This window comes from Staphylococcus casei (assembly GCF_030294405.1).
Lineage (GTDB): Bacteria > Bacillota > Bacilli > Staphylococcales > Staphylococcaceae > Staphylococcus > Staphylococcus succinus.
Map to the genome: position 1 here is coordinate 1,090,387 of NZ_CP125718.1, position 25,019 is coordinate 1,115,405.

General features: G+C 32.4%; 27 protein-coding genes, 8 tRNA genes and 1 riboswitch. Of the genes, 26 read left to right on the top strand and 9 right to left on the bottom strand.

The window, feature by feature from the left end; translation table 11 throughout:
* Positions 1–3: 3 nt before the first annotated feature.
* Both ecsA and ecsB read left to right on the top strand, forming a co-directional pair.
* Complete coding sequence (gene ecsA, locus QMO72_RS05220) at positions 4–741, top strand: ABC transporter ATP-binding protein EcsA (RefSeq protein WP_069822660.1); 738 nt, start codon at positions 4–6, stop codon at positions 739–741.
* A complete protein-coding gene (ecsB, locus tag QMO72_RS05225) occupies positions 738–1,961 on the top strand; it encodes an ABC transporter permease EcsB (RefSeq protein WP_286093248.1) in 1,224 nt (407 codons plus the stop codon). Before ecsA ends, ecsB begins: the two co-directional genes overlap by 4 nt.
* Positions 1,962–2,058: 97 nt before the next feature.
* Here the strand turns inward: ecsB and QMO72_RS05230 are convergent, their stop codons facing one another.
* Entirely contained in the window at positions 2,059–2,562 is a 504-nt protein-coding gene (locus QMO72_RS05230) for a signal transduction protein TRAP (protein ID WP_103268186.1), read from the bottom strand.
* Between the two features lie 260 nt (positions 2,563–2,822).
* Here QMO72_RS05230 and hemE point away from each other — a divergent pair, with 260 nt between their 5' ends.
* The 13 genes from hemE to QMO72_RS05295 all read left to right on the top strand — a co-directional run bounded on the left by hemE (position 2,823) and on the right by QMO72_RS05295 (position 9,777).
* The gene (gene hemE / locus QMO72_RS05235) at positions 2,823–3,857 is read left to right on the top strand and encodes a uroporphyrinogen decarboxylase (RefSeq protein ID WP_103268060.1); all 1,035 of its coding nucleotides are present in this window, start codon (positions 2,823–2,825) and stop codon (positions 3,855–3,857) included.
* Between the two features lie 90 nt (positions 3,858–3,947).
* Positions 3,948–4,871 (top strand): ferrochelatase, encoded by a 924-nt coding sequence (gene hemH, locus QMO72_RS05240; protein WP_103268059.1) that lies wholly within the window; start codon positions 3,948–3,950, stop codon positions 4,869–4,871.
* A 17-nt stretch (positions 4,872–4,888) separates the two neighbouring features.
* Positions 4,889–6,286 carry a protoporphyrinogen oxidase gene (hemY, locus tag QMO72_RS05245; RefSeq protein WP_103268058.1) on the top strand — a complete coding sequence of 466 codons (1,398 nt, stop codon included), beginning with the start codon at positions 4,889–4,891 and terminating at the stop codon, positions 6,284–6,286.
* 181 nt (positions 6,287–6,467) lie between these two features.
* Positions 6,468–7,025, top strand: coding sequence for an RBBP9/YdeN family alpha/beta hydrolase (locus QMO72_RS05250; RefSeq protein ID WP_103268057.1), 558 nt, complete (start codon positions 6,468–6,470; stop codon positions 7,023–7,025).
* A gap of 375 nt (positions 7,026–7,400) precedes the next feature.
* Positions 7,401–7,474: transfer RNA gene (locus QMO72_RS05255), tRNA-Met, on the top strand.
* A 15-nt stretch (positions 7,475–7,489) separates the two neighbouring features.
* Positions 7,490–7,565 (top strand) — tRNA-Asp (locus QMO72_RS05260).
* 4 nt (positions 7,566–7,569) lie between these two features.
* Positions 7,570–7,642, top strand: a tRNA-Phe gene (locus tag QMO72_RS05265).
* A gap of 35 nt (positions 7,643–7,677) precedes the next feature.
* Positions 7,678–7,753, top strand: a tRNA-His gene (locus QMO72_RS05270).
* A 14-nt stretch (positions 7,754–7,767) separates the two neighbouring features.
* A tRNA-Gly gene (locus QMO72_RS05275) sits at positions 7,768–7,841 on the top strand.
* A gap of 10 nt (positions 7,842–7,851) precedes the next feature.
* Positions 7,852–7,926: transfer RNA gene (locus QMO72_RS05280), tRNA-Asn, on the top strand.
* 3 nt (positions 7,927–7,929) lie between these two features.
* A tRNA-Glu gene (locus tag QMO72_RS05285) sits at positions 7,930–8,001 on the top strand.
* A 39-nt stretch (positions 8,002–8,040) separates the two neighbouring features.
* Positions 8,041–8,129: transfer RNA gene (locus QMO72_RS05290), tRNA-Ser, on the top strand.
* A gap of 985 nt (positions 8,130–9,114) precedes the next feature.
* Positions 9,115–9,777 (top strand): phosphopantothenoylcysteine decarboxylase domain-containing protein, encoded by a 663-nt coding sequence (locus QMO72_RS05295; RefSeq protein ID WP_103268020.1) that lies wholly within the window; start codon positions 9,115–9,117, stop codon positions 9,775–9,777.
* 268 nt (positions 9,778–10,045) lie between these two features.
* Here the strand turns inward: QMO72_RS05295 and QMO72_RS05300 are convergent, their stop codons facing one another.
* Positions 10,046–10,429, bottom strand: coding sequence for a VOC family protein (locus QMO72_RS05300; protein WP_286093249.1), 384 nt, complete (start codon positions 10,427–10,429; stop codon positions 10,046–10,048).
* A gap of 264 nt (positions 10,430–10,693) precedes the next feature.
* Here QMO72_RS05300 and menE point away from each other — a divergent pair, with 264 nt between their 5' ends.
* Together menE and menC are read left to right on the top strand one after the other, a co-directional pair.
* Positions 10,694–12,079 (top strand): o-succinylbenzoate--CoA ligase, encoded by a 1,386-nt coding sequence (gene menE, locus QMO72_RS05305; RefSeq protein ID WP_103268022.1) that lies wholly within the window; start codon positions 10,694–10,696, stop codon positions 12,077–12,079.
* Positions 12,080–12,095: 16 nt separating this feature from the next.
* On the top strand, positions 12,096–13,100 hold the full coding sequence (gene menC / locus QMO72_RS05310; RefSeq protein ID WP_103268023.1) for an o-succinylbenzoate synthase: 1,005 nt from the start codon (positions 12,096–12,098) through the stop codon (positions 13,098–13,100).
* On the opposite strand, the gene yidD is transcribed toward menC, so the two are convergent.
* Complete coding sequence (gene yidD / locus QMO72_RS05315; RefSeq protein WP_069823763.1) at positions 13,097–13,333, bottom strand: membrane protein insertion efficiency factor YidD; 237 nt, start codon at positions 13,331–13,333, stop codon at positions 13,097–13,099. The genes menC and yidD overlap by 4 nt on opposite strands.
* 59 nt (positions 13,334–13,392) lie before the next feature.
* Between yidD and ytkD the strand changes: the two genes are divergently transcribed.
* Together ytkD and QMO72_RS05325 are read left to right on the top strand one after the other, a co-directional pair.
* Positions 13,393–13,869, top strand: a complete 477-nt coding sequence (gene ytkD, locus QMO72_RS05320) for an RNA deprotection pyrophosphohydrolase (protein WP_103268024.1) — start codon at positions 13,393–13,395, stop codon at positions 13,867–13,869.
* The gene (locus QMO72_RS05325) at positions 13,853–14,656 is read left to right on the top strand and encodes an alpha/beta hydrolase family protein (protein WP_199196675.1); all 804 of its coding nucleotides are present in this window, start codon (positions 13,853–13,855) and stop codon (positions 14,654–14,656) included. The genes ytkD and QMO72_RS05325 overlap by 17 nt, the downstream gene beginning before the upstream one ends.
* A gap of 50 nt (positions 14,657–14,706) precedes the next feature.
* Here the strand turns inward: QMO72_RS05325 and pckA are convergent, their stop codons facing one another.
* Positions 14,707–16,296, bottom strand: coding sequence for a phosphoenolpyruvate carboxykinase (ATP) (gene pckA / locus QMO72_RS05330; RefSeq protein ID WP_103268025.1), 1,590 nt, complete (start codon positions 16,294–16,296; stop codon positions 14,707–14,709).
* 155 nt (positions 16,297–16,451) lie between these two features.
* Positions 16,452–16,564: riboswitch (SAM riboswitch) on the top strand.
* 109 nt (positions 16,565–16,673) lie between these two features.
* Between pckA and metK the strand changes: the two genes are divergently transcribed.
* The 3 genes from metK to QMO72_RS05345 all read left to right on the top strand — a co-directional run bounded on the left by metK (position 16,674) and on the right by QMO72_RS05345 (position 19,885).
* Complete coding sequence (gene metK / locus QMO72_RS05335) at positions 16,674–17,870, top strand: methionine adenosyltransferase (RefSeq protein WP_069823766.1); 1,197 nt, start codon at positions 16,674–16,676, stop codon at positions 17,868–17,870.
* 92 nt (positions 17,871–17,962) lie between these two features.
* Positions 17,963–18,871 (top strand): nuclease-related domain-containing protein, encoded by a 909-nt coding sequence (locus QMO72_RS05340; protein WP_103267688.1) that lies wholly within the window; start codon positions 17,963–17,965, stop codon positions 18,869–18,871.
* A gap of 177 nt (positions 18,872–19,048) precedes the next feature.
* The gene (locus QMO72_RS05345) at positions 19,049–19,885 is read left to right on the top strand and encodes an aldo/keto reductase (protein WP_103267687.1); all 837 of its coding nucleotides are present in this window, start codon (positions 19,049–19,051) and stop codon (positions 19,883–19,885) included.
* Between the two features lie 137 nt (positions 19,886–20,022).
* Here the strand turns inward: QMO72_RS05345 and QMO72_RS05350 are convergent, their stop codons facing one another.
* The 3 genes from QMO72_RS05350 to QMO72_RS05360 all read right to left on the bottom strand — a co-directional run bounded on the left by QMO72_RS05350 (position 20,023) and on the right by QMO72_RS05360 (position 21,115).
* Positions 20,023–20,379: a fluoride efflux transporter FluC gene (locus QMO72_RS05350; protein ID WP_103267686.1), complete on the bottom strand. Its 357-nt coding sequence runs from the start codon at positions 20,377–20,379 to the stop codon at positions 20,023–20,025.
* Positions 20,376–20,741: a fluoride efflux transporter CrcB gene (gene crcB, locus QMO72_RS05355; RefSeq protein WP_103267685.1), complete on the bottom strand. Its 366-nt coding sequence runs from the start codon at positions 20,739–20,741 to the stop codon at positions 20,376–20,378. Before crcB ends, QMO72_RS05350 begins: the two co-directional genes overlap by 4 nt.
* Before the next feature lie 68 nt (positions 20,742–20,809).
* Positions 20,810–21,115, bottom strand: coding sequence for a hypothetical protein (locus QMO72_RS05360; protein ID WP_069823771.1), 306 nt, complete (start codon positions 21,113–21,115; stop codon positions 20,810–20,812).
* A 289-nt stretch (positions 21,116–21,404) separates the two neighbouring features.
* Between QMO72_RS05360 and QMO72_RS05365 the strand changes: the two genes are divergently transcribed.
* From QMO72_RS05365 to QMO72_RS05375, 3 genes are all read left to right on the top strand, one after another.
* Entirely contained in the window at positions 21,405–22,118 is a 714-nt protein-coding gene (locus QMO72_RS05365; protein ID WP_069823772.1) for a transaldolase, read from the top strand.
* A 317-nt stretch (positions 22,119–22,435) separates the two neighbouring features.
* Positions 22,436–23,071 carry a pentapeptide repeat-containing protein gene (locus tag QMO72_RS05370; RefSeq protein WP_103267147.1) on the top strand — a complete coding sequence of 212 codons (636 nt, stop codon included), beginning with the start codon at positions 22,436–22,438 and terminating at the stop codon, positions 23,069–23,071.
* Positions 23,072–23,152: 81 nt separating this feature from the next.
* Positions 23,153–23,602 (top strand): hypothetical protein, encoded by a 450-nt coding sequence (locus tag QMO72_RS05375; protein WP_103267146.1) that lies wholly within the window; start codon positions 23,153–23,155, stop codon positions 23,600–23,602.
* A 4-nt stretch (positions 23,603–23,606) separates the two neighbouring features.
* Here the strand turns inward: QMO72_RS05375 and QMO72_RS05380 are convergent, their stop codons facing one another.
* Complete coding sequence (locus QMO72_RS05380; protein ID WP_103267145.1) at positions 23,607–24,032, bottom strand: competence protein ComK; 426 nt, start codon at positions 24,030–24,032, stop codon at positions 23,607–23,609.
* Between the two features lie 13 nt (positions 24,033–24,045).
* On the bottom strand, positions 24,046–24,516 hold the full coding sequence (locus tag QMO72_RS05385) for a sigma-70 family RNA polymerase sigma factor (protein WP_103267144.1): 471 nt from the start codon (positions 24,514–24,516) through the stop codon (positions 24,046–24,048).
* Between the two features lie 219 nt (positions 24,517–24,735).
* On the opposite strand from QMO72_RS05385, the gene QMO72_RS05390 reads away from it, so the two are divergent.
* Complete coding sequence (locus QMO72_RS05390; RefSeq protein WP_069823777.1) at positions 24,736–24,960, top strand: hypothetical protein; 225 nt, start codon at positions 24,736–24,738, stop codon at positions 24,958–24,960.
* Positions 24,961–25,019 lie beyond the last annotated feature (59 nt).

Genomic DNA, 25,019 nt, shown 5'->3' on the forward strand with positions numbered 1-25,019 from the left:
CATATGACAGTAAAAGTAGAACATTTAACAGGCGGATATGGTAAACGACCTGTAATAAAAAATATAAACTTCGAATTAACACAAGGTGAAATTGTTGGACTCATAGGTTTGAATGGTGCAGGTAAAAGTACCACAATCAAGCATATGCTGGGTCTGTTGACACCTATGGAAGGTGAATTAATAATTTCAGATGTAAATATTAAGCAAGACGTTGAAAGTTATAGAAAAAGATTATCGTACATTCCAGAATCTCCGGTTATATATGAAGAATTAACACTTCAAGAACATATCTATATGACAGCAATGGCTTATGATATTAGTAGAGAAGTTGCTATGGATAGAGCGCGTCCGTTACTTAAAACTTTCCGACTTGAAAATGAACTCAATATTTTCCCAAGTCATTTTTCAAAAGGTATGAAGCAGAAAGTCATGATTATATGTGCTTTTATTGTAGACCCTGAATTATACATTATTGACGAGCCATTTTTAGGATTAGACCCATTAGGTATCCAATCAATGTTAGATTTAATGGTAGAGAAAAAAGAAGAGGGCCGAACTGTATTGATGAGTACGCATATATTAGCGACTGCTGAAAGATACTGTGACAGATTTTTAATAATGGATAAAGGAGAAATCGTTGCATTCGGCAATTTAGAAGAGTTACGGGAACAAACCGGATTATCAGGTCAAACATTAGATGAAATCTATATACATGTCACACAAGGTGGCCAAAATACATGAATCAAAATGCCAAACAATTATTTAGCAAAAGAAAACAAGAAATTAAGAAAGAAAAGAGTTATTATAATAAATTCATTTTTAATGGTCACTTTTCTGTATTTCTTGTAATTATGTTAGGTGCATTTATTCTTGGATATGGTGATTGGTTAAAAGCGATTCCTAAAGGAGTCAATTATGCCCTTATAGCAAGTGTTATATTAGCTATTACTTCTATGTTCCCAATCCGGACTTTACTTAAAGATGCAGATAGATTATTTTTACTACCATTTGAAAAACATATGACAGATTACATGAAACATAGTTTGCTTTACAGTTATTTTTCACGCATAGGATTTCAAATATTAGTAGTTATTGTATTATTTCCATTATTTTATGTAATTAATAATAAAACTTATGACTTTTATATTCTATTTGCCATTTTGTCTCTATTATTTCCATACTTGGGATTGTTACTTAAATGGCAATGGTATAAGTATCGACTTGAAGGATGGTCGATTTATGTCTTGCTCTTTATTATATTTACTTCTGGTTATTACGTTGCTTTAGAGCCGAAACAAATTTCGAGTGTGACAGCCATTTTCATTTTAGTTGGACTGTTCCTTTTATTACGTAATCAAAATAAAACGCAACTCTTCCCGTGGGAAAGAATGATAAAATCTGAACAGCAACATCATATGAATTACTATAAATTCGTTAATATGTTTACTGATGTCAAACATCTGAAAGAAACAGCAGTGCGTAGAAGCTACTTAGATCCTTTTTTGAACACGCCGAAACACAAGCGTTTTAATAAGAATTATATGTATCTTTATTTATTTGTTCGTAGTTTTGCAAGAGGAAAAGATGCATTTAATATCATTTTAAGATTAGTCATAATAGCTTTAGTATTAATGTTGTGGTTACAACATCCAATCATTACCCTTATCATTGGTAGTTTGTTTATGTATATAATACTATTACAAATGGCACAATTTTATACACAACAAGCATACGGTTTATGGCCACAGGTATGGCCTGTGACAGATTCAAAAGTGATTAAAGGCTATGAACAATTTTTAAATCGATTGATGTTAAGTATAGGTATATTGTTTATCATTGCTTATACAATAGTGTTTCCTCAATATTGTTATTTTTCATTACTATTCCTATTAGTAGGATGGTTAACAATAAGAAATGTTATTAAAAAACTTAAATACCAAGAAACGTTATTAAGAGATTAAAAAAATGGTCACTATTCAGAATAATAGATAATCAATCTAGTATACTGAATAGTGACCATTTTAATGTTTTATATATTGAACGGCATATTACTTCGAATTAATTATCATCAATTGGGAATAGATATCTTTCGAAATAACTTGAATGTTGTCCACTTGAACCAAAGAATTGGCTTAAAGCAAGTTTGTCAAAGTTATCACTGAAAACGGAAGATGACTTAAAGTCTTCGTAAGCAGTTCTACTTTCAAAACCAAAGTAAATCTTATACGTTAAACCTTGTTCTGGTTTTAAGAATCGATAACATCTATAACCAGCGAAATTTTTGAAATCAGTAGTGACATTTTCTAATTTCTTTTCTAGTTGATATGCATGATCCTCTGATGTTGGAACGAAAATAACAGAATAGAAATAGTTTTCATCTAGTGTCCCATCAGACATTAATATGTCATACACTAATGGTTGTTTCAATACTGATTGTTCTTCTGTTTCTTCTAAAATAACTGAAGAATCAGAAGCTGAAAATTGTAATAAGTTATGGTTAAGATTATTAAGTCTAATTTGGTTTAAATACCCAAAAGTCCCATAAGATGCATAAATTTTCATAAGATTTTCCCCCTTGCTTTGTTTAAGAAAGTATATATCTTCTATACCTTACTATATATACATCTATTTTTCCAAATAAATATAAAATAAGCTTAGATAATATTATAATTGATTTTTAATAGAAAACAATAGTCAAATAATTAAGTGTATATAAAGCATACTGTTTGTCATTTTTATGACATTTAAGCACATTGAAATACGCATGATAACACAATATGGTATTATAAATAAGAATAATTACAATGTAGGAGGGCATTAAGGTGCATAGTAAAAATAACACAATTCTAAATATGATTAATGGTGAGTCGGTATCCCATACACCTGTATGGTTTATGCGTCAAGCTGGGAGATCACAGCCTGAATATAGAAAGTTAAAAGAGAAATATACTTTATTTGAAATTACACACCAACCTGAGTTGTGTGCTTATGTGACACATTTACCAGTAGATAATTACAATACAGATGCTGCAGTACTATATAAAGATATAATGACCCCACTACAACCGATTGGCGTAGATGTTGAAATTAAATCTGGAATAGGGCCAGTTATTCACAATCCCATTAAAAACATACAAGATGTTGAAAAATTAGGAAACATCGATCCCAAACGTGATGTACCTTATGTATTAGACACAATTAAATTATTAACAGAAGAAAAATTAAATGTCCCTTTAATCGGCTTTACTGGCGCACCATTTACATTGGCGAGCTATATGATTGAAGGCGGTCCTTCTAAAAATTATAATTATACAAAGGCAATGATGTATCGTGATGAGGCAACATGGTTCGCATTAATGGATCATTTAGTAGAAATGTCGATCACATATACTTCCGCACAAATAGAGGCTGGCGCGCAAATCATCCAAGTTTTTGATTCGTGGGTAGGCGCATTAAATGTGCAAGATTACCGTTATTATATTAAACCTGCAATGCAGAAATTAATTAGTGGGATAAAAGCTCAGCACAATGTACCTGTTATTCTATTTGGTGTTGGCGCCAGTCATCTAGCTGAAGAATGGAATACTTTGCCAATTGATGTATTAGGTTTGGACTGGAGACTCTCTATTCAAGAAGCGGGAAGTATGAACATTACTAAGACACTTCAAGGTAATTTAGATCCATCTATCTTATTAGCACCTTGGGATGTTATAGAAGAAAGATTAAAACCAATTTTAGACCAAGGTTTAGCGCATGGGAAACACATTTTCAACCTAGGACATGGTGTTTTCCCTGAAGTTAAACCAGAAACACTAAAACAAATTACTAAATTTGTCCATCAATATACACAAAGATAGTACGACATAAATTTAAGCAATCAAGATCTACATTTAATTGTGTCATATACATCTATAAACTATTAATACAGAAGGATGATGAGTTTAAAAATGACAAAAAAAATAGGCTTATTAGTTATGGCGTACGGGACACCATATAAAGAAGCGGATATTGAAGCTTATTATACCGATATTAGACACGGTAAGAAGCCAACAGATGCTGAATTACAAGATTTAAAAGAGAGATACCAATTTATTGGAGGATTATCTCCATTAGCCGGGACAACAGATCGTCAAGCAGAAGCGTTATGTGATGCACTTAACGATGTATATACCGATGTAGAGTTTAAGCTTTATATAGGACTGAAACATATTCACCCATTCATTGAAGATGCAGTAAAATCTATGCATGAAGATGGTATAGAAGAAGCTGTGACAGTTGTATTAGCACCACATTATTCAAGCTTTTCAGTTGGCTCTTATAATACACGTGCTGCTAAAGAAGCGGATAAATACGGAATTCAATTTTATCATGTAGAGCATTATTACCAACAACCTAAATTTATACAGTATTGGACTGAAAGAATAAATGAAACATTAGATGGTATTCCTGAAACTGAACATGATGAAACTGTGTTGGTTGTTTCAGCGCATAGTTTACCAAAAGGTTTGATTGAGAAAAATAATGATCCTTATCCTAACGAATTGCATCATACCGCTGAACTTTTGAGCGCCAATTCAAACATTATACATGTTGCAGAAGGTTGGCAGTCAGAGGGTAATACAGGCACACCGTGGTTAGGGCCAGATGTACAAGATTTAACTAGAAATCTATATAATGCGTATGGCTATAAAAATTATATTTATACACCAGTAGGCTTTGTATGTGAGCATTTAGAAGTGCTATACGATAATGATTATGAATGTAAAGTCATTTGTGATGAATTGGGCGTAAACTATTTCCGTCCAACTATGCCTGATACAAATCCACTCTTCATCGGTGCTATAGTAGATGAAATTAAAAATGTATATTAAAGGAAGCGTGAAGCATCTTGACTAAAAGTATTGCAATTATTGGTGCTGGTATTACAGGTTTATCTAGCGCATATTTTATTAAAAAGCAACGACCTGATATCGATGTGACTATTTATGAAGCATCTGGACGAGCGGGTGGCAAAATTCAAACATATAGAAGTGAAGGATATACAATTGAATTAGGTCCGGAATCTTATTTAGGTCGTAAACAAATCATGACAGATATTGCAAAAGATATTGGTTTGGAGAATGACCTCATTACAAATCAAACAGGTCAGTCGTACATTTATGCTAAAAATAAATTGTTTCCTATACCAGGTGGATCGATATTAGGCATCCCTACAGATATTAAACCTTTTTTACAAACAAGGCTAATTTCGCCTTTAGGCAAACTTAGGGCCGGATTGGATTTATTCAAAAGCGCTATGACTATAGACAATGATATTTCTGTAGGTGCTTTTTTCCGTCAAAGACTTGGAGATGAAGTCTTAGAAAATCTCATCGAACCTTTAATGGGAGGCATCTATGGTACAAATATAGATGATTTAAGTTTAATGAGTACTTTTCCAGAATTCAAAAAAAGGGAAGAACAATTTGGAAGTTTAATTAAAGGTATGAAATATGAAAAAGCGCAACGCCAAAAGCAAAGACAACTTTATCCAGGAGCGCCTAAAGGCCAGTTCAAGCAATTTAGAAATGGCTTGAGTTCATTTATTGAAAGTTTAATGGAATATGTCTTAAATCAAGGCGTTGAAATTAAATTCAATACACCAGTTTCTGATATTAATATATATCAGAAAAAATATGAGATTGTCACAGAGCATGAAAATATTGCATATGACAGTCTATTAGTTGCTACGCCACATCAAACATTTATGAAATGGTTTAAAAAAGATCCGGCGCTAGATTATTTTAATACAATGGCATCCACTACGGTTGCAACAGTTGTCTTAGCATTTGATGAAGCTAATATTGAAAACACATATGATGGAACTGGTTTTGTAATAGCACGTACAAGTAACACAGATATTACTGCATGTACATGGACCAGTAAAAAATGGCCGTTTACTACACCTGAAGGTAAAGTGCTCATACGCGCATATGTCGGAAAACCAGGGGGTACTGTGGTTGATGATCATACAGATGAAGAAATTGTAACTATAGTTAAAAGAGATTTAAGTCAAATGATGACATTTAAAGGAAATCCTGATTTTAGTATTGTGAATAGACTTCCTAACAGTATGCCACAGTATCGTGTTGGGCATATAGATCAAATTAATAAGATCCAAAGCCATATACGCAGTAGTTATCCAAGACTACGTATTACGGGGGCTTCTTTTGAAGCTGTAGGCTTACCTGATTGTATTCAACAAGGGAAACAAGCTGTTGATGAATTATTAATGGAATTAAATTAAATATATTGATTTATTAAGTCATTTTTTCCATATTAGTCATTTCTAATATCGAAGAAATGACTTTTATATATAACTTTAGAAAATTTAAAATTCATCATGAATTGTGAGATACTTATATTGACTATTATATGACAGTGATTGATTTATAATAATATAAGCTATTAAGTAGGGGAGATTGCTAATGACAGATATTATAATTGTACACTCAAAATATGGTGATTCGACAAATCATTGGTACGAGTGGTTAGCTAATAATTTAGTGTTAGAAGGCTATAACGTGACATTATTTAATTTGCCAGTAGAAGAAAGTGGGCATCTTGAACGGTGGGTTAATAAAATGAGAGAACAATTAAATATAGACAAATATGAAACATATTTTGTAACGCATGGTTTAGGTACACTTGCGTCACTCAAATTTTTAGAAGAAGCTCAGATAAAGCAAATAGAAGGTTTGTTTAGCATTTCGGGTTTTATGGATGATGCACAAGATATTGATGAAAATATTAGTTTAGAGGGGCATACCCTTGATTATGCAGTTGTGAAAAGTAAGGTTACTAATTTTTATGGGTTGTGTGCAAAAGACGATCAATATGTATCATATAAAGAAACTAAAAGATTAATGGATACTTTAGGTGGAACATGTAAGATTACAGATAATGGTGGTCATTTTATGGAAGAGGATGGCTTTCGGACATTTACAATACTACAAGGAAAAATGCAAAAATTAATGAGTAGCTAATTATTATTTAAAAAAACAATGTAAATAAATACATTGTTTTTTAGCTATATTGACGAGATTTGTAAGAAAAAACGATAGAACTTGATATGATTAGCAGAGAAAAACGATAGAATTTTGTATAAATAAGAAACTAAAGTTAAAATATTATATATATAATCCGTTTTTACACAAATAAGTTTATATAAAGCATTGACTATATGCTGGAAAATTTATATACTATAAAAGTCTTAAGTAATCAGTAACGACCAAACAACAATTATCGCATGTGAAATTTAAATGATTATTAACTTAATGTAAATTATTTTTAAAAAAGTTGTTGACTTTCAGTTAACAAACATGTTATATTAGTTAGGTAGCCGTTATTAATAATATTAACGCGGGATGGAGCAGTTCGGTAGCTCGTCGGGCTCATAACCCGAAGGTCGGTGGTTCAAATCCGCCTCCCGCAATTACATAGCTTTATTGGTCTCGTAGTGTAGCGGTTAACACGCCTGCCTGTCACGCAGGAGATCGCGGGTTCGATTCCCGTCGAGACCGCCATTATGGTTCAGTAGCTCAGTTGGTAGAGCAATGGATTGAAGCTCCATGTGTCGGCAGTTCGACTCTGTCCTGAACCATTTATAGTTTTAAATATTAAGTTTTGTTTTCTTTGGCGGTTGTGGCGAAGTGGTTAACGCATCGGATTGTGGTTCCGACACGCGTGGGTTCGATTCCCATCAGCCGCCCCATATAAATTTAATAAGCGGGTGTAGTTTAATGGCAAAACCTCAGCCTTCCAAGCTGATGTTGTGGGTTCGATTCCCATCACCCGCTCCATTTTAATTATTCCACAGTAGCTCAGTGGTAGAGCTATCGGCTGTTAACCGATCGGTCGTAGGTTCGAGTCCTACCTGTGGAGCCATATGGCCCCGTGGTCAAGCGGTTAAGACACCGCCCTTTCACGGCGGTAACACGGGTTCGAGTCCCGTCGGGGTCATACAAACAGAAGTGAAATATCGCTTCTGTTTTTTTATATGGAGAGTTGTCCGAGCTGGCCGAAGGAGCACGCCTGGAAAGTGTGTAGGCGCCACAAGCGTCTCGAGGGTTCGAATCCCTCACTCTCCGCTAATTACACGTTTTGAGCTTTCTTTAAACACCGTAATCCTTGTTATAATAGGGTTTCGGTGTTTTTTCTTTATATAGACTTTTATAAAAAATGTCATTTACATATCAAAATAACTTTATCGTTGATATAGAATTTATGCACGACATACTGATTAGGGCTTCTCGTTCTTTAACTTTAATCAAAGTATAAAAGTGTAGCATAAAAAGAATATAGCATATGAATTATTTATTAAAGAAGATTTTATAATATATTGTGTATTTCTATAGATAATCAACTCATAATATAAAAAGTTAAATGATGAAAATAATCGAAGCATGATATTAGTGTAAATATAATCGTTATTTTTATGCTGATAGGATAGACATTGTTATATATTTATCTTGCTTTTACAACATAATAAAGTTACATAAGTCATCTTTGCTAGTCATTAGTTGGGTAATTTTATGGTTATATTTCAAAAAAGTGACAGTGTTGTAAGTATACGACGTATGATCCCTGATAATTATTTATGTACGTTCTTCGCTTTAATAGAAAATTAATTTTTAAAAAGAAATATGTTGTTTGTCAATTTTCTTGAAACATATTTTATTTTTTAATAAAATGTATTATAATTATATTTAGTTAGCCTAACACACTTACTTTTTTCTATAGTTAGATACATAAATCTACAACTTGCTTAAACAAGTTGTAGATTCTTTGTTTATCCGTTGAATTAAAACAAATATTCTGATAATGTTGCATTACCTTTTCTATTTCGTAAGACTATGTGGGTGTCACTTAAGTGGCATCTATTTTTTTTATTTACTTATACGAACCTATATTCTGCTATGTTCACAGATAGGAATCAATAGTATGTGAAAAGATTATATACATTTAACGGTTAAAATGGATTAACTTTGTTAGATTATTTAAAATATCGTCTTATCAAGAAATATTTTTATGCTATGATTTACCATGGAGTATTTAAAATAATGAGGTGCTACGATGAAAAACATACTAATTATTACTGGTGGTTGTATAGAAAAATGGGATGACGTTAGGGGTCATACAAATTTGGCTACCGGTAGCATAGGAACATATCTTTCTAATGAACTGTCAAAATATGATTTTAATATATATTATCTGTCTGGTTATACAAGTAAACAACCAGATCCTCTAGATCATATTAAAGACAGGCAGACATTTTTAGGAATAGAAGATTTAAGAGATAAAGCTAAAGCGATTGTCTTGCAACACGATATCGACATAGTGATTATGTCAGCCGCTGGTTCGGATTGGATATTTGATTACATAGAAGATAAAGAGACGGGTGAAATATTAGATAATCACAATAAGATAAGTAGTGATATTGTTCCTGTTGTTCATTTGAAAAAAGCGCCTAAAGTCCTTAAATTATTTAAAGAATGGAAAAAGAATCTATTTGTAGTTGGTTTTAAATTAGAAACTGAGGATATTATAGAGAGAGCACTTAAGAGAATGAAATCATCAGATGTGGATATAATGATTGCTAATCATGCAAATTCCTTGAAAAATCATGGAGTGCATCATCATATCATAACAGGAGAGCATGATGTGATTGAAGCACATAATAAAAAAGAAACAGCACAGCAGCTCTCGAAATTATTAAATGAAAAATTTAATTCGTAGGTAAAGAAGTAGAAGTGCGGCTGCTTACATGTAAAGTGAAATATATATTGAGCTGCTGTAATATTTATGTAATTTATAATAAAAATGTTAACTAACCTTACATATATTTTTATTTTCAGAAAATATAGTGTATTATGAATATTAGCTAGCAGGGCACTAGCTCACTCAATTCTACATAATATAGATACACAAAAGAGCTACAACTTATTTATTAGGTTGTAGCTCTTTTGGATTATCATGCGATACGTTGAAAATAATGATTAGATAATTAGTTTATATAATTTGATATTTCTATAAGATTGCTATCCGGATCTCTTAAATAAATAGATAAGATGTCTCCTTCAGCACCTGTTCTAGTTACAGGGCCTAATTCAATATGGATTTTATGTACATTTAAATGTGAAATAACTTGCTCAATTGGTGTGTCAGAGATTAAACAAAGATCAGCTGAACCAAGCGTTGGACGATTTGCGCTAGGGCTTATAATATGATCTTTATGATGCAGGTTGATTTTTTGATTTCCAAATTTTAAAGCGTATCGATGATTTCCAAAATGGATGACTTCCATTCCTAAAATGTCTTTATAAAAATGAATAGTATTTTCAATGCTCGATACTGTTAAAACGAAATGATCAATTCTATTTATTAACATAATACTCCCTCACTTTTACAAATAATATGTTTATCTCACTTTATATAACGACGGATTTCTATATAACTTAATAGTAACATAGCGTATCAGAATGATAGTAGAACAATGTTTAGATAAAAAGTAAAAATGCTATATTTCTAGTCTATGCATAGTCATAAATATAATTACCGTTTAACTTATGATACTTCTATAAAAAGAGAGCTTAGGCACTGTCAAATAATATTAAAAACGTTATAATAAAATGTGAGATGGAGGAATGTTTGCGTGGAATTTTGGTTAAAAAAACAAGCAGAGTTAAACGGAGCGCATGTGTTTATAGATGATGGGGAAAACAATGTTACTTTTGCATCAGCATACACACAGGCATCAAGGCTTGCCCGTATACTCTCGCAACTTGGGAAACATAGAATAGGCTTATATATCGATAATTCGATTGAGTCTGTCATTTTGATTAATGCTGCATGGTTAGCAGGTATAGAAATTGCAATGCTAAATACAAGGTTAACTCAATCTGAAATGTTAGCACAAATGAACTCTGTAGACGTAGATACAATCATTTCTATGACTGAATTAGACTTAGAAGGTCTAAATGTGATGGCGTATTCGAATCTACTAGCACAGGTAAATGATGAGGTGTTTACTGCGCAATTTTCAATAAACAGTATCGCTTCAATTATGTTTACATCTGGTACTACTGGGCCTCAAAAAGCAGTGCCACAAACATTTATGAATCATTATGCAAGTGCATTAGGTTGTAAAGAGACCCTTGGCTTTAACCAAAGTACTAAATGGTTATCTGTATTGCCGATTTATCATATATCAGGTTTAAGTGTCATACTTAGAGCGTTAATTGAAGGTTTTACAGTACGCATTGAGTCGAAGTTTAATGCGCATATGATGCTAAGTATTATAAAACAGGAATCACCCACACATGTATCGCTTGTACCACAAACTTTAAAATGGCTCATGGACACAGGTTTGAACCAACCTTTCCACATTGAAAAAATTTTACTAGGTGGCGCAAAGTTATCGAGTTCGCTCATTGAACAAGCACTTAAATATCATTTACCTATTTATAATTCATTTGGTATGACAGAGACATGTTCACAATTTTTAACTGCTTCACCTGATATGTTAGCGCAGCGTTATGATACGGTTGGGAAGCCTAGTGAAAATGTAAAAGTTAAAATTGCTAATCCAAACGAATTGGGACATGGGGAATTATTGATTAAAGGTGATAATGTTATGAAGGGTTATTTATATCCTGAGAATAAGCATGATACCTTTGAGGATAGCTATTTTAAAACAGGTGATATCGCAGAAATTGATGCAGAAGGTTATGTCATGGTATATGATCGTAGAAAAGATTTGATTATTAGCGGTGGGGAAAATATATATCCATATCAAATAGAAACTGTAGCTAAGCAGCATCACAGTATAGAAGATGCAATGTGTGTTGGTATCAAAGATGAGCAATGGGGCGAGGTTCCGTGCTTATATTATATTTCAAATGAGATAATACCTAACACAGAATTACTACAGCATTTTAAAGATAACATTGCTAAGTATAAAATACCGAAAAGGTTTGAACGTGTGTCTACACTGCCTTATACTTCAACAGGTAAACTCCAAAGAAGCCATATGAAATGATAGGAGTGAATGCTTTATGAAATTGAGTACCATACACTTGTATCAATATAATGAGCCTTTTCAATCTCCTATTATTACGCCAAAGGTGAGGATGGAGAGTAGGAAATCATTATTTGTTGAATTAATTACCGATGAAGCGTTACATTATTTTGGAGAATGTAATGCTTTTGAAACAAATTGGTATGCTGAAGAAACCATTATAGATGTGCAACAACAAACGATAAAATGGTTTCAACAATACAAAGATGTAACATTTGAAAATTTTACAGAAGTACAGAATTCACTCAATCAATTGAATGATTACCCAGCAACGAGAAGTATGATTATGATGGCAGTGTATCAAGCATTTCATAAATTGACTGCATTTAACGTTGATTATGGGGCTACAATTAGCGGATTGTCTGAATATAATTTAACGCAAGTAATAAACACGCGTCCACAACGAGTTAAACTTAAATGGACATCTGATATTTTAAAGCACATAGAAGTAATTAAGCATCTACCTGTTGATGTGGACTTGGTGGTCGATGCTAATGAATCTATCAATAAAGAGGGCATGAGTCAGTTTAAAGCATTAGTTCAATACGATATTCTCTATATTGAGGAACCTTTTAAACACTTAGAGCAACTACAGCGATTTCAACAGACAGTGTTGCCACCGGTAGCAATAGATGAAAAAGCAGTCACTCAATCAGCAATTATTGATGCTATTAGTAAATATAAAATAGATGTAGTGATATTGAAACCATTCAGATTGGGTGGGATTGATAAAGTGTTTGAAATGATAAATATCTTGAAAAACTACAAAGTTAAAGTAGTCATTGGTGGGATGTATGAATATGGTTTAAGTCGATATTTTACTGCGATGTTAGCGCAATATGCAGATTATCCAAGTGATATTACGCCAGAAGGATATTATTTTAAAAGAGATATTGTTGAAAATGCAGGTATATTAAAAGGAGGTTCAATTTATTTTGAACCTCCTACTGTAAATACTATCCACATGGAGCGGATTTATTAGTCCTTGTTAGATTTCTTTTTCTTCAAAGGTACAGGATCAAAGCCACCTTTATGAAGCGGGTGACACTTTGAAATTCTCTTCACACCTAACCAAGTTCCTTTAAATGCACCATAAACTTCTATAGATTCTCTTGTATATTCAGAACAAGTGGGATAAAATCGGCAAGAAGCAGGTGTCAGTGGTGAAATAAAGCGCTGATAAAAACGAACTAGCCCTAGAAACAATGTTTTCATAGTTTTGCCTCCAACAAATAAAATAGCATAATTAGTTTAACATAATTAGAGGAAGAGTGATGAACGTGAAGTTTATAGATAAAGAAAATGACAATGTTTATTTAACGTATAAAGACGATAATGATATAGCTAATGGTGAACACGTTCTAATCCTTCCTGAATATAAGGGGCAATTACTGTTTACACAGCACAAAATACGAGGTGTTGAATTTCCAGGCGGAAAAGTAGAAAAAGGAGAAACCAGTCTTGCGGCTGCAAAAAGGGAGTTATTCGAAGAGACAGGCGCTACAATACAAAATTGTTATTACATTGCGCAATATTGTGTCGATAGAACGAATGGTACCAGTTTTACTAAAGATGTCTATATGGCCGTAGTAAATGAAATTCATACACAAAGTGATTATTTTGAAACAAATGGGCCTTTATTATTCAATATAGTTGATGATATTCCGGATGAACAAAAAAGTTATTTGTTGAAGGATGCAGCAATTTTACAATGCTTAGAGAGAGTGATGGAACTTGGATTTTATCAATAAAAAACGTATGCCTGTAGATGTACCTACGCATATTTTTGAAGAAGTAACGTATCAAGTAGATGGTTTAAATGTACGAGGATTGTTAATGACACCAAAGCAGCAAGTCAAACGCATTGTGATTTATTTGCGTGGTGGTAAGGGGCAAGTAGGAAAAGTAAGAACAGGTCGTCTGTTACAATTTTCGGATGAGCAAACACTCGTTTTTGGACCTTACTATAGAGGCAACAATGGCAGTGAAGGTAAAGATGAATTTTATGGGAAAGATTTAAACGATGTCACTGCAGCAATTCGTATCTTAAATCATAAATATCCGAATGTATATATACATATGATTGGTTTCTCTAGAGGTGGATTACAAGGTTTATTAACTTTCCAAGATCTACCGGTTTCAAGTTATATTATTTGGGGAGGCGTACCTGATATCTATTTAATGTATGAAGAACGTGTAGATTTGAGAGGTATGCTCAAACGTATGGTGGGCCATCCAAAGAAACAAAGCGAGGCTTACCAACAACGAGATGCTATATCTAAAATTACAAAATCTAGTCCGCCTATACTTATTGTTCATGGTGGAGAAGATCATCAAGTGGGTATCCATCAAGCATATTATTTAGCAGAGCAATTAGATAAAATTGGCGCGACCTATCGCACATTCTATCAAATGAAGGAAGGTCATGTACCTAAGCCATTTGCGTTAGATGAGGCACTTAATACTGTTAAACAATGGATGACAGATGTTGAACAACACAGTATTAAAGATGATTATCATTTGAATAATAAAATATAAAAAAACATGTACTACCCAAAGCGAGTAGTACATGTTTTTTATGATTAGACTTACTTGAAGCCGCCTTTGATAGCCAAGTCTTCAACGTCTTCTCCAAATTTTTCGAAATTATAATTGAAACGGTCAATTAAGTCTTGCGCCTGTGCTCTATATGCTTCTGGTTTATTCCAAGCATTAATTGGATTAAGTAATGTCTGCGGTACATCTTCTACAGATACTGGAATATTTAGCCCGAACATATCATCTTTAATATATTCTGCATCTTTTAATTCACCTGTAATTGCTTGATTTACCATTTGTCTTGTGTAATTTAAGCTAATACGACGGCCCACACCATATTTACCACCAGTCCAACCAGTGTTAACTAAGTATACGTCTACGTCATGTTTATCTATAAGATCACCTAACAAATCTGCATAAACCTTAGCATTAAGCGGTAGGAAAGGTGAACCGAAACAAGTTGAAAATGAAGGTTCAGGTTCAGTGACACCACGTTCTGTACCTGCTAGTTTGGCAGTGAAACCACTTAAGAAATGATACATTGCTTGATCTTTAGTTAACTTAGAAATCGGAGGTAATACACCAAAAGCATCGGCAGTTAGGAAAATAATTGTGTTAGGATGTGCCGCTTTAGAGGGTGTAACAATATTATCAATATGGTTAATAGGGTAAGCAGCTCTTGTGTTTTCAGTATAATAGTTATCGTCGAAATCAACATCGCCTTCTTCGTCGACCACTACGTTTTCTAAAATTGTCCCGTACTTAATTGCATCATAAATTTGTGGTTCTTTTTTATATGAAAGATTAATGGCTTTAGCATAGCAACCACCTTCAATATTAAAGATACCGTTATCATTCCATCCATGTTCATCATCGCCAATAAGCTTACGATTAGCATCAGCAGAAAGTGTTGTCTTGCCAGTTCCAGATAAACCAAAGAATAATGCGACATCACCTTTGTCGCCAACGTTAGCTGAACAATGCATGCTCATGATGTTGTCTTTAGGAAGTAAATAGTTCATTACTGAGAAGATGCCTTTTTTCATTTCGCCAGCATATTCCGTGCCGCCGATTAAAATAACTTTATGTTTAAATGAAGTTATAATAAACGTTTCTGAATGTGTGCCATCAATGGTTGGATCAGCTTTAAAGTGCGGTGCTGAAACAATTGTGAAATTTGCTTTAATATCTAATGCTTCTTCGTATGAATTAGGACGAATAAACATATTTTGTGCGAATAGGTTATGCCAAGCTAACTCATTAATGACAGTGAGTTTTAATTGCGAATCGACATCACTACCTGCGTAACCATTGAATACGTATAATTCATCTTTTTTATCAAGATAAGCTAAAACTTTATCATATAGTTTTAAAAATGTTTCTTCTTCAATTGGTTGATTGATATCTCCCCAATCAATTGCATCTCTATAAGACGGTTCAGTAACGATGAATTTATCTTTAGGGGAACGTCCTGTATATTTCCCAGTTTTGGCATTTATGGCACCTAACTCAGTGAGTTCGCCTTCATTATTATTCAAAATTTTGTTATATAACTGAGTCGTCGACAATTGAAATAATGATGAACTTTTTCCCAAAATGCTGTCAATTTTATTTGTATAAGTGTATGTATCTACCGCCATACTGAATCCCTCCATAGTTAATTTTAGATGTAAGCCTTTACAATTAAAAAGTATAACACATATGCACTATTAGTCCACATCATTTTAGAAGGAATTTTAATAAATGTTAAATTGACAATATATCAGAGATTCTGTACTATAGTGATTAACGGATTCTCTTATCCTGAGTGGCGGAGGGACATGGACCCAATGAAGCCCAGCAACCTCTTCTTAATACGAAGAAAGGTGCCAAACCGTTTGCAGACAAATAGCGTCTGAACGATAAGAGCGAATGGACGTATAAGGGCCTTCTCTCTATTTAATATAGTGATGAAGGCCTTTTTTATTTAGCTCAACAGAGAGAGAATTTTCGTAATTTAAAACTAAAGGAGCAAATTATGACTTACAATAAAAGATTATTCACTTCAGAATCTGTAACAGAGGGGCATCCAGATAAAATTGCTGACCAAGTATCAGATGCAATATTAGATGAAATACTTAAGGATGACCCTAATGCGCGCGTAGCTTGTGAAACAACAGTAACTACAGGTATGGCATTAATTTCAGGAGAGATATCAACGTCAACTTATGTAGATATTCCTAAAGTCGTGAGAGAAACGATTAAAGAAATTGGTTATACACGTGCAAAATATGGCTATGATAGTCAAACAATGGCAGTATTAACAGCAATTGATGAACAATCTGCAGATATTGCACAAGGTGTTGATACAGCTTTAGAATATCGCAATGATGTTTCAGAAGAAGAAATTGAAGCAACAGGTGCCGGAGATCAAGGCTTGATGTTTGGTTACGCTACAAATGAAACGGATACTTATATGCCGTTACCAATCTTCTTATCACATCAGTTAGCTAAACGATTATCAGATGTTCGTAAAGATGAAACATTAAACTATTTACGCCCAGATGGTAAAGTACAAGTAACTGTAGAATATGATGAGCATGATGAACCACGTCGTATTGATACTATAGTGGTGTCTACACAACACGCTGAAGATATTGAATTAGAACAAATTCAAGCTGATATTAAAGCGCATGTGATTTATCCAACTGTATCAAAAGATTTATTAGATGAAGCAACGAAATTCTATATAAACCCTACTGGTAGATTTGTGATTGGCGGGCCTCAAGGTGACGCAGGACTTACTGGTCGTAAAATTATTGTGGATACGTATGGTGGTTATGCACGTCATGGCGGTGGTTGTTTCAGTGGTAAGGATCCAACAAAAGTAGACCGTTCTGCTGCGTATGCTGCACGCTATGTAGCTAAGAATATTGTTGCTGCTGACTTGGCTAAAAAATGTGAAGTTCAACTTGCTTATGCGATTGGAGTTGCTGAGCCTGTATCGATTTCTATTGATACGTTTGGTACTGGGAAAGTGAGCGAAGATAGTTTAGTAGAGGCTGTCAGAACTCATTTTGATCTTAGACCAGCGGGTATTATAAAAATGTTAGACTTGAAACATCCAATCTATAAACAAACGGCTGCTTACGGTCATTTTGGTCGTACAGATGTATTATTACCATGGGAAAAATTAGATAAAGTAAATTTATTAAAAGATTCTGTTAATGCATAATAAAAGTAAAGTAATAGCATACTTTTCTATCGTATGAAGAGCGATTATCGATTATAATAAAGTTACTGAACATATAAAGGAGCGCTATTGTTATGAATTCATTTGGCCCGTTAGAAATTGGTTTGATCGTGGCAATCATCGTGGCAATTATTTGTTTAATATTATTTTTTGTTGCTTTAAAAAGTAAAAAGAAAGCGCAGAAAAAAGTAGAAGAGCAATATAAAGCAAGAGAGAAAAAATTAAGCGATGAACATGAAGAAGAATTAGAAAAAGAAAGAATTGAAAATAAAAAAACGGTAACTAAACAAAAAGAAGAATATACCGCAACTGTAAGCTCTAAAAATAGAGAAATTGATGCGTTAAAATTATTTTCTAAAAACCATAGTGAATATGTAACGGATATGAGATTGATTGGCATTCGTGAACGTCTTGTAAATGAAAAGAGAATTCGTCCTGAAGATATGCATATCATGGCAAATATTTTCTTACCTAAAAATGAGTTTAGTGATGTACAACGAATCAGTCATTTAGTACTTACGCGTACAGGACTATATATAATCGATTCTCAATTACTGAAAGGGCATGTTTACAATGGCATTAGTGCTGGTCAATTTAAAGAACAGCCTATGATGGAACAAGTATTTGATACACTCGACCTTGATAAACAATCACCACAAACGCTTGTATTAGATCAAAATGAAGATAAAAATTCATTATCATTTGTTAATTATTCTAATCACTTAAATGAAATAGAAAAACTTGCGGGTGATATTCAAACAGAATTGAATTTAAAATTTGCACCTACGACTATTTTATACTTTAATCCGAAGAATGAAGGTGCAGTCACAATTTCTAATTATGCGCAAAGCTCAAGCTCAAAAGTATTAGTTGGGCCTGAACAGCTTGACGAATTCTTTAATAAGTTTGTATTCCACGGTCGCATACAATATACAGTGGAAGATTTACAACGTATTATGGATGAAATCGAATCATTTAATTAGAATAGATAAACACCCTTATGACAAAAGTTATAAGGGTGTTTTTTAGAAAGCGAATTATTTTTTTGACTATTATTCATAGTAAAAAGCGTGAATTTTAAATAAATAAGCATTTTAATTTATCTGATAGGGTATTTTAATTAATATAGTATGTAATTGATGAAGAAGGGGATTTTGTAAATGGAAAATATAACGTTTTATAATGGCAATGAAATGCCGATTGTAGGGTTAGGGACATTTCGTGTAGAAAATAGTGATCAATGTAAAGCGGCAGTAAAGCATGCCATTGAAAGTGGCTATAGACATATTGATACTGCAATGATTTATGATAATGAAGAGAAAGTCGGTGAAGGCATCGCTGAGGCTTTGGCTACGACAGGATTAGACAGAAGTGATTTATTTATTACATCTAAATTATGGTTAGCTGATTATGGAAGAAATAACGTTGCTACTGCTTATGAAACAAGTTTGAAAAAATTAGGTTTAGATTATTTAGATTTATACTTAATGCATTGGCCGGGTACAGATGAGGCTTTAATGATTGATACATGGCAAGGCATGGAAGATTTATATAAAGAAGATAGAGTGAAGAATATTGGAGTGAGTAACTTTAATATAGAACATTTTGAAGCTTTGTTAGCACAAGTTTCGATCAAACCTGTAATTAATCAAGTTGAATTCCATCCATACTTGTTGCAAGCATCATTGAGAAGGTATTTAGAAGTTCAAAATATTCATGCTGAATCTTGGTCGCCACTTATGAACGCTCAAATATTAGATGATGAAACTGTAAAGGCTGTAGCTACTGAAGCAGGGAAATCACCTGCACAAGTGATCATTCGTTGGAATATTGAACATGGGGTTGTAGTTATACCTAAATCAGTAACACCTTCAAGAATTGAAGAAAATTTAGATGTTTTTGATTTCACGTTAACTACAGAACAGATTGAACAATTAGATCACTTAAATGAAGATCGAAGAATTGGACCAGATCCGATCGGTTACAATGGTCATTAAGCTTCAAGTTTTTAAAGTGTGGTATTTCATATGATATCTACACAAGTGTCTTAATTTATGTTAAGTACACGAATACGTCATAGATAAATATAATGGTCAAGCAAATTTCTGAAAATCGGCTTGACCATTGTTCATATCTAAAATAGTGCATATCCTACAAAACATGCTAAAAATGAAACGCCGTATTGTAGTACAGAATAAATAACAAAGCTTATAATTTTTTTATCATCAATCAATAACTTAACTAATTCAGAAGATAAAGTTGAAAAGGTGGTTAATCCACCAAGTATCCCGATAACTACAAATGATTGAATCCAGTCTACATTTAGTATCATGCCCATTATTAATCCTATGAGAAAGCTACCTGAAATATTAACGATAGGCGTTGCAATAGGAAAGGTGCTATTCAAACGTTGAGTACATAGATTTGTAATAAATCCCCTTATTACTGCACCAATACCGCCACCTAACATGATTAATAAAAGCTGTGTCATGATAAACGCGCCCCCATTTTCACACCGATATAGCAAATAAGGATTCCTAAAACATAACTACTTACCGCATAAATAAATAACGTGAGATAGGCTAGTTGTTCTAACAAATGGATAAGTTCAAATTGAAATGTTGAAAATGTTGTGAGAGCGCCAAGACAACCTGTTGTGATCCCTTTTTTTAACAATGGGTTATTTTTGAAATACTTTATTGTTAAAGTGCCCAAAAATCCCATTAAAAATGCTCCTAAAATATTGGCGATAAAAGTACCAAAAGGAAAATGAATATAGTGGTTGGAGAATGATAACCCGTATCGTATTAAGGCACCTATCATACCTCCAATAAATATATATAAATATTGCATTGTTTAGATGATTCCTCTCAATGAAAAAGTAAAATACTACATAAGTATTTTAACTTATGTAGTATGAATTAGAAAATGATACCAAACGTCGATAGCGCAGCCACAATATGAATTATTATAACGATTAATAAAACAAAAGGTAAGCACTTGCTAGCTTTGCTAACCCAGCCTGAATTTTCATGAAGATGTTTAATTGATTTATCTGCAAAAATAATAGAAATTATTAAAATAATAGCGTTTATAATACTACAAACAAATATTAATTTGATTATTGAATTAAAATGCATGTTAAGTAGGGGGTTTCTAGTATTAAAATAAAAACTAATAATAATTAATAAAGTAGACAAATAAAAATAAAGTTTTGAACGTGCCATATTTACCTCCTAGTGCAATTCATTAGATAATAATACCATAGTTTTACAAAAAATTAACGAATTTTACAATTTAATAGTAGTTAAAATAGATTGGATTTGTGAAAATTCAATCTAAAAAAATGCATTTTAACAAAATAATTGTTTATTTTTACTCTAAAAATTTTGACAATTCAAGCAAAAGATTAGAAATTAAATAATATTGGTGGTATAAATGGAGTGTATGGTTAATTAAACCGTTATAAAAATAATTCTTAATGGAATTATTTATTTTAGTCAGGAGGAATTAGTAATGGCAAAGTTAAATGTTGAAGTGTTTGCAGATGGTGCAGATATTGAAGAAATGAAAGCGGCTTATAAAAATAAACAAGTAGATGGTTTTACTACAAATCCTAGTTTAATGGCAAAAGCAGGCGTTACAGATTATAAAGCTTTCGCTGAAGAGGCTGTTCGTGAAATTCCAGATGCATCTATCTCATTTGAAGTATTTGCAGATGATTTAGAAACAATGGAAAAAGAAGCTGAAATTTTAAAACAATATGGTGAAAATGTATTTGTAAAAATTCCAGTTGTAAACACAAAAGGTGAATCAACTATTTCTTTAATTAAAAAATTATCAGCAGATAATGTACGTTTAAACGTAACTGCTGTTTATACAATAGACCAAGTTAAAGAAATTACTGAAGCTGTAACAGAAGGTGTACCAACATATGTATCAGTATTCGCTGGTCGTATTGCTGACACTGGTGTTAATCCAATTCCATTAATGAAAGAAGCCGCAGAAGTTACGCATAGTAAAGACGGTGTGAAATTACTTTGGGCGAGCTGTCGTGAAGTAATTAATGTTATCGAAGCGGATGAAGTTGGAGCTGACATTATTACTTGTCCTGCTGACGTTGTTAAAAAAGTAAATACAAATCTTGGCCGTGATATTAACGAATTATCAGTTGATACAGTTCAAGGATTTGCAAAAGATATCCAAAGTTCAGGCTTATCAATTTTATAATAGTTGAATTATTTATAGCATATAAATAAAAACTGAGACAATTCATTCAATTGAATTGTCTCAGTTTTTGTTTATCTTCATGTTGAATATCTTACTATGCGTAATGATGAATCACTAAAATAAATGTATAAACAACTATGTAAATGAAAAAGCATGTAAAATAATTCAAATGAGTATATATCATAGGTTATGATATTTGCTATACTATATACAACTCGTTTTTAGCACTAAAAATAATCAAAAGTTAAATATTTATAACCACTCATTTAACAATGAGCCTTAGTTTTTTTAAAATAGTTAGGAGCAATGGATACACTATGATATTACAACAACCTAAGCTTGCCACAACGTTAAAAAACAAAACACTTATGGATGTTTTTGATGAAGATGAAGATTTAATTGACTCAGCCGAAATTCATGACTCCAGTCTAAGTAATCAAGTGTTAGAAAGGTTTGCGGTCTATGCTTCTCATATTAAGGATTGTGACTTTTCTAATTCAGATTTAGGTCGTGTTGATTTTACGGATGTTATTTTTGAGAACTGCGATTTTTCTAATGCGAATATGGATCATGGAGCCATTCATCGTGCGATATTTAAAAACTGTCGTTTGACAGGAACTAGATTTAATTATATGCGGTTTGGGAACGTATTATTTGATGAGGTGAAAGCAGATTTTGTAAGTGTCACGAATTCAAAAATAACTAACTTTAAAACGCAAAAAAGTAGTTTAGAAAATGCAGAACTCTTTAGTTCAAAGCTAAAGCAAGTCGTATTTGACAAAACAAATTTAGAACATTTATCCGTCTATCAAACCGCATTGAAAGATTGTGATTTAAGCCAATCATTTTTCGAGTCATTTGTAGTTAATCAAGAAGATTTATTTGGCTGTATTGTTTCTAGAGATCAAGCGGTACAATTTGCTACACTCATGGGTCTTGTCGTCAAGGATTAACTTTGACGACAAGACTTAAATTATCAAAACCCAATAACGTTGTTTAAGTTTTGAAAGTATAAGCACTAAAGGAGACATTTGATGAAAGTTAATATTTTTAAGCAAAAGGTTAAGAAACAATTATGGTTTTTAAATAAAAAAGAAAAAAATAAGTTAGAAGATATACTTACACAAGCGATTGACGAAAAAGAGGGAGAGGAATTAAATCGTCCCATTGCATTTTCTAATCAATTTTTAAAAACACATGTTTTTAAGGAAAAAGTAGTATCTACAACACAATTATTTGTATTGCTCATAGGTATTTTAATTTCCTATATTATATTACTGGGGTTATTTCTATTTGGATTTTTAACTAGTCTTACATCTGTACAATATTTTGTAAAACCAGAAGTACAACTGTCTACAATCACAGTGATATTAACTTTAGTTGGCGCCTTATTACTGATTGTAGTTAGTTTATATTTAATCAAAATTGCGACTGCCTATTTCACTAAGAAATTGTTGGAGTACAAGCATAATAAAACACTTTAAATATTTAACTATTGTAAAAGGCGGAAAGTGTCAAACTTTCTTGCCATTTTTTATATATAAACATATAACTAGAATCAATTGTGATATGAGATCCATTTTCAAAGAATACAATTGTTTGTTGACCTTTAGATTTTAACCCGGTAATCATATGAGCATTAATATAGTATTGTATAGGTGCACGTTGCGTTTTTAGGGGGAATAAAATAATATCCCTTTTGATATAGATAGGTACAAATTTACGTATTTTCAATAATTGTCTAGCTTGTTTTATTTGTAATGTATAGGATTTTTGATGGGTTTCTAAAAAATAGTGTAAAGTGTGGTTTATAGTTGAAGGATAGGTAAATTGATGCGTTGTAAACTGGCTAATAGTAAGATTTTCTGGACCAATGACTGATTTGAAATATAATAATTTTGCAATAGGGGTCATTTGAAAGATCACCTCAATAGTTATGATAATATGCATTAAATTTTGATCGGACACGTTTCTGATGATTTTTTATAGTGGAAAGAGAGCAGTGAAGTATATCGGCTATTTCATTTTGCTTATAGCCTTCGATTTTTAAAGTTAACCATTGTTTTTCATTTGGTGTTAATGACGCGTAGAAATTTTGATGAATTAACCGATCTTCAAAAGCTTGAAAATTAAAGTACGCTTGATGCTCGTGTTCTTCGAATGTTAAATGTTGGACTTGTGGTATTTTTCTTAAAAGATCAATCAAGTAAAAATTTAATCTACGATATAGAAAAGTAGACATTGCCATTGATTTTGTGGGGTTATAATCGCAAAATAGTTCCCACATTCGTATCAATAAGAGTTGTGAGAATTCATCTTTATTATACTTAATATTGTATTTTTTTAACAGATAAGGAATCATGTGTTTATGTTTTTTGTAGCATTTTTCAAAAAGCATTTATATCTCCAACGTCGTATATACAACATGAATTTCCGGATATAAACATTTTATTATAGGAATTAAAAATTTTCATTTGCTAAATTTGAATTTTAGGTGTTAAATAGGAGACATAGATAGATAACATTTTAAGTTTTATAACACTAACGCGTATTCAACTTAAATATATAGCAATTTAGAGGTATATTATTATCTTCGGACAATTTTCAGGAGGTTTATATGGATTACGCACATTTGAATTTAGAACATTTTTTTGCTAAACACAATGATTTAGATATGATTAAAGACAAATCAGATTTTGTGATGATTAATAACATGACAAAAGAAATGATGTATCGAGACGGAGAAATAGAAGGTACAATTGATTTAAATCGTTATTATTATAAAAACAGATCACAAGCTGCAAGTTTTGTCATGATGGATTACAACAAAAGTCAAGAGTAATGAAATTAAACTTTCATTACTTTTTTTATGAATATGTAACAACATTTGTATAAAATTGT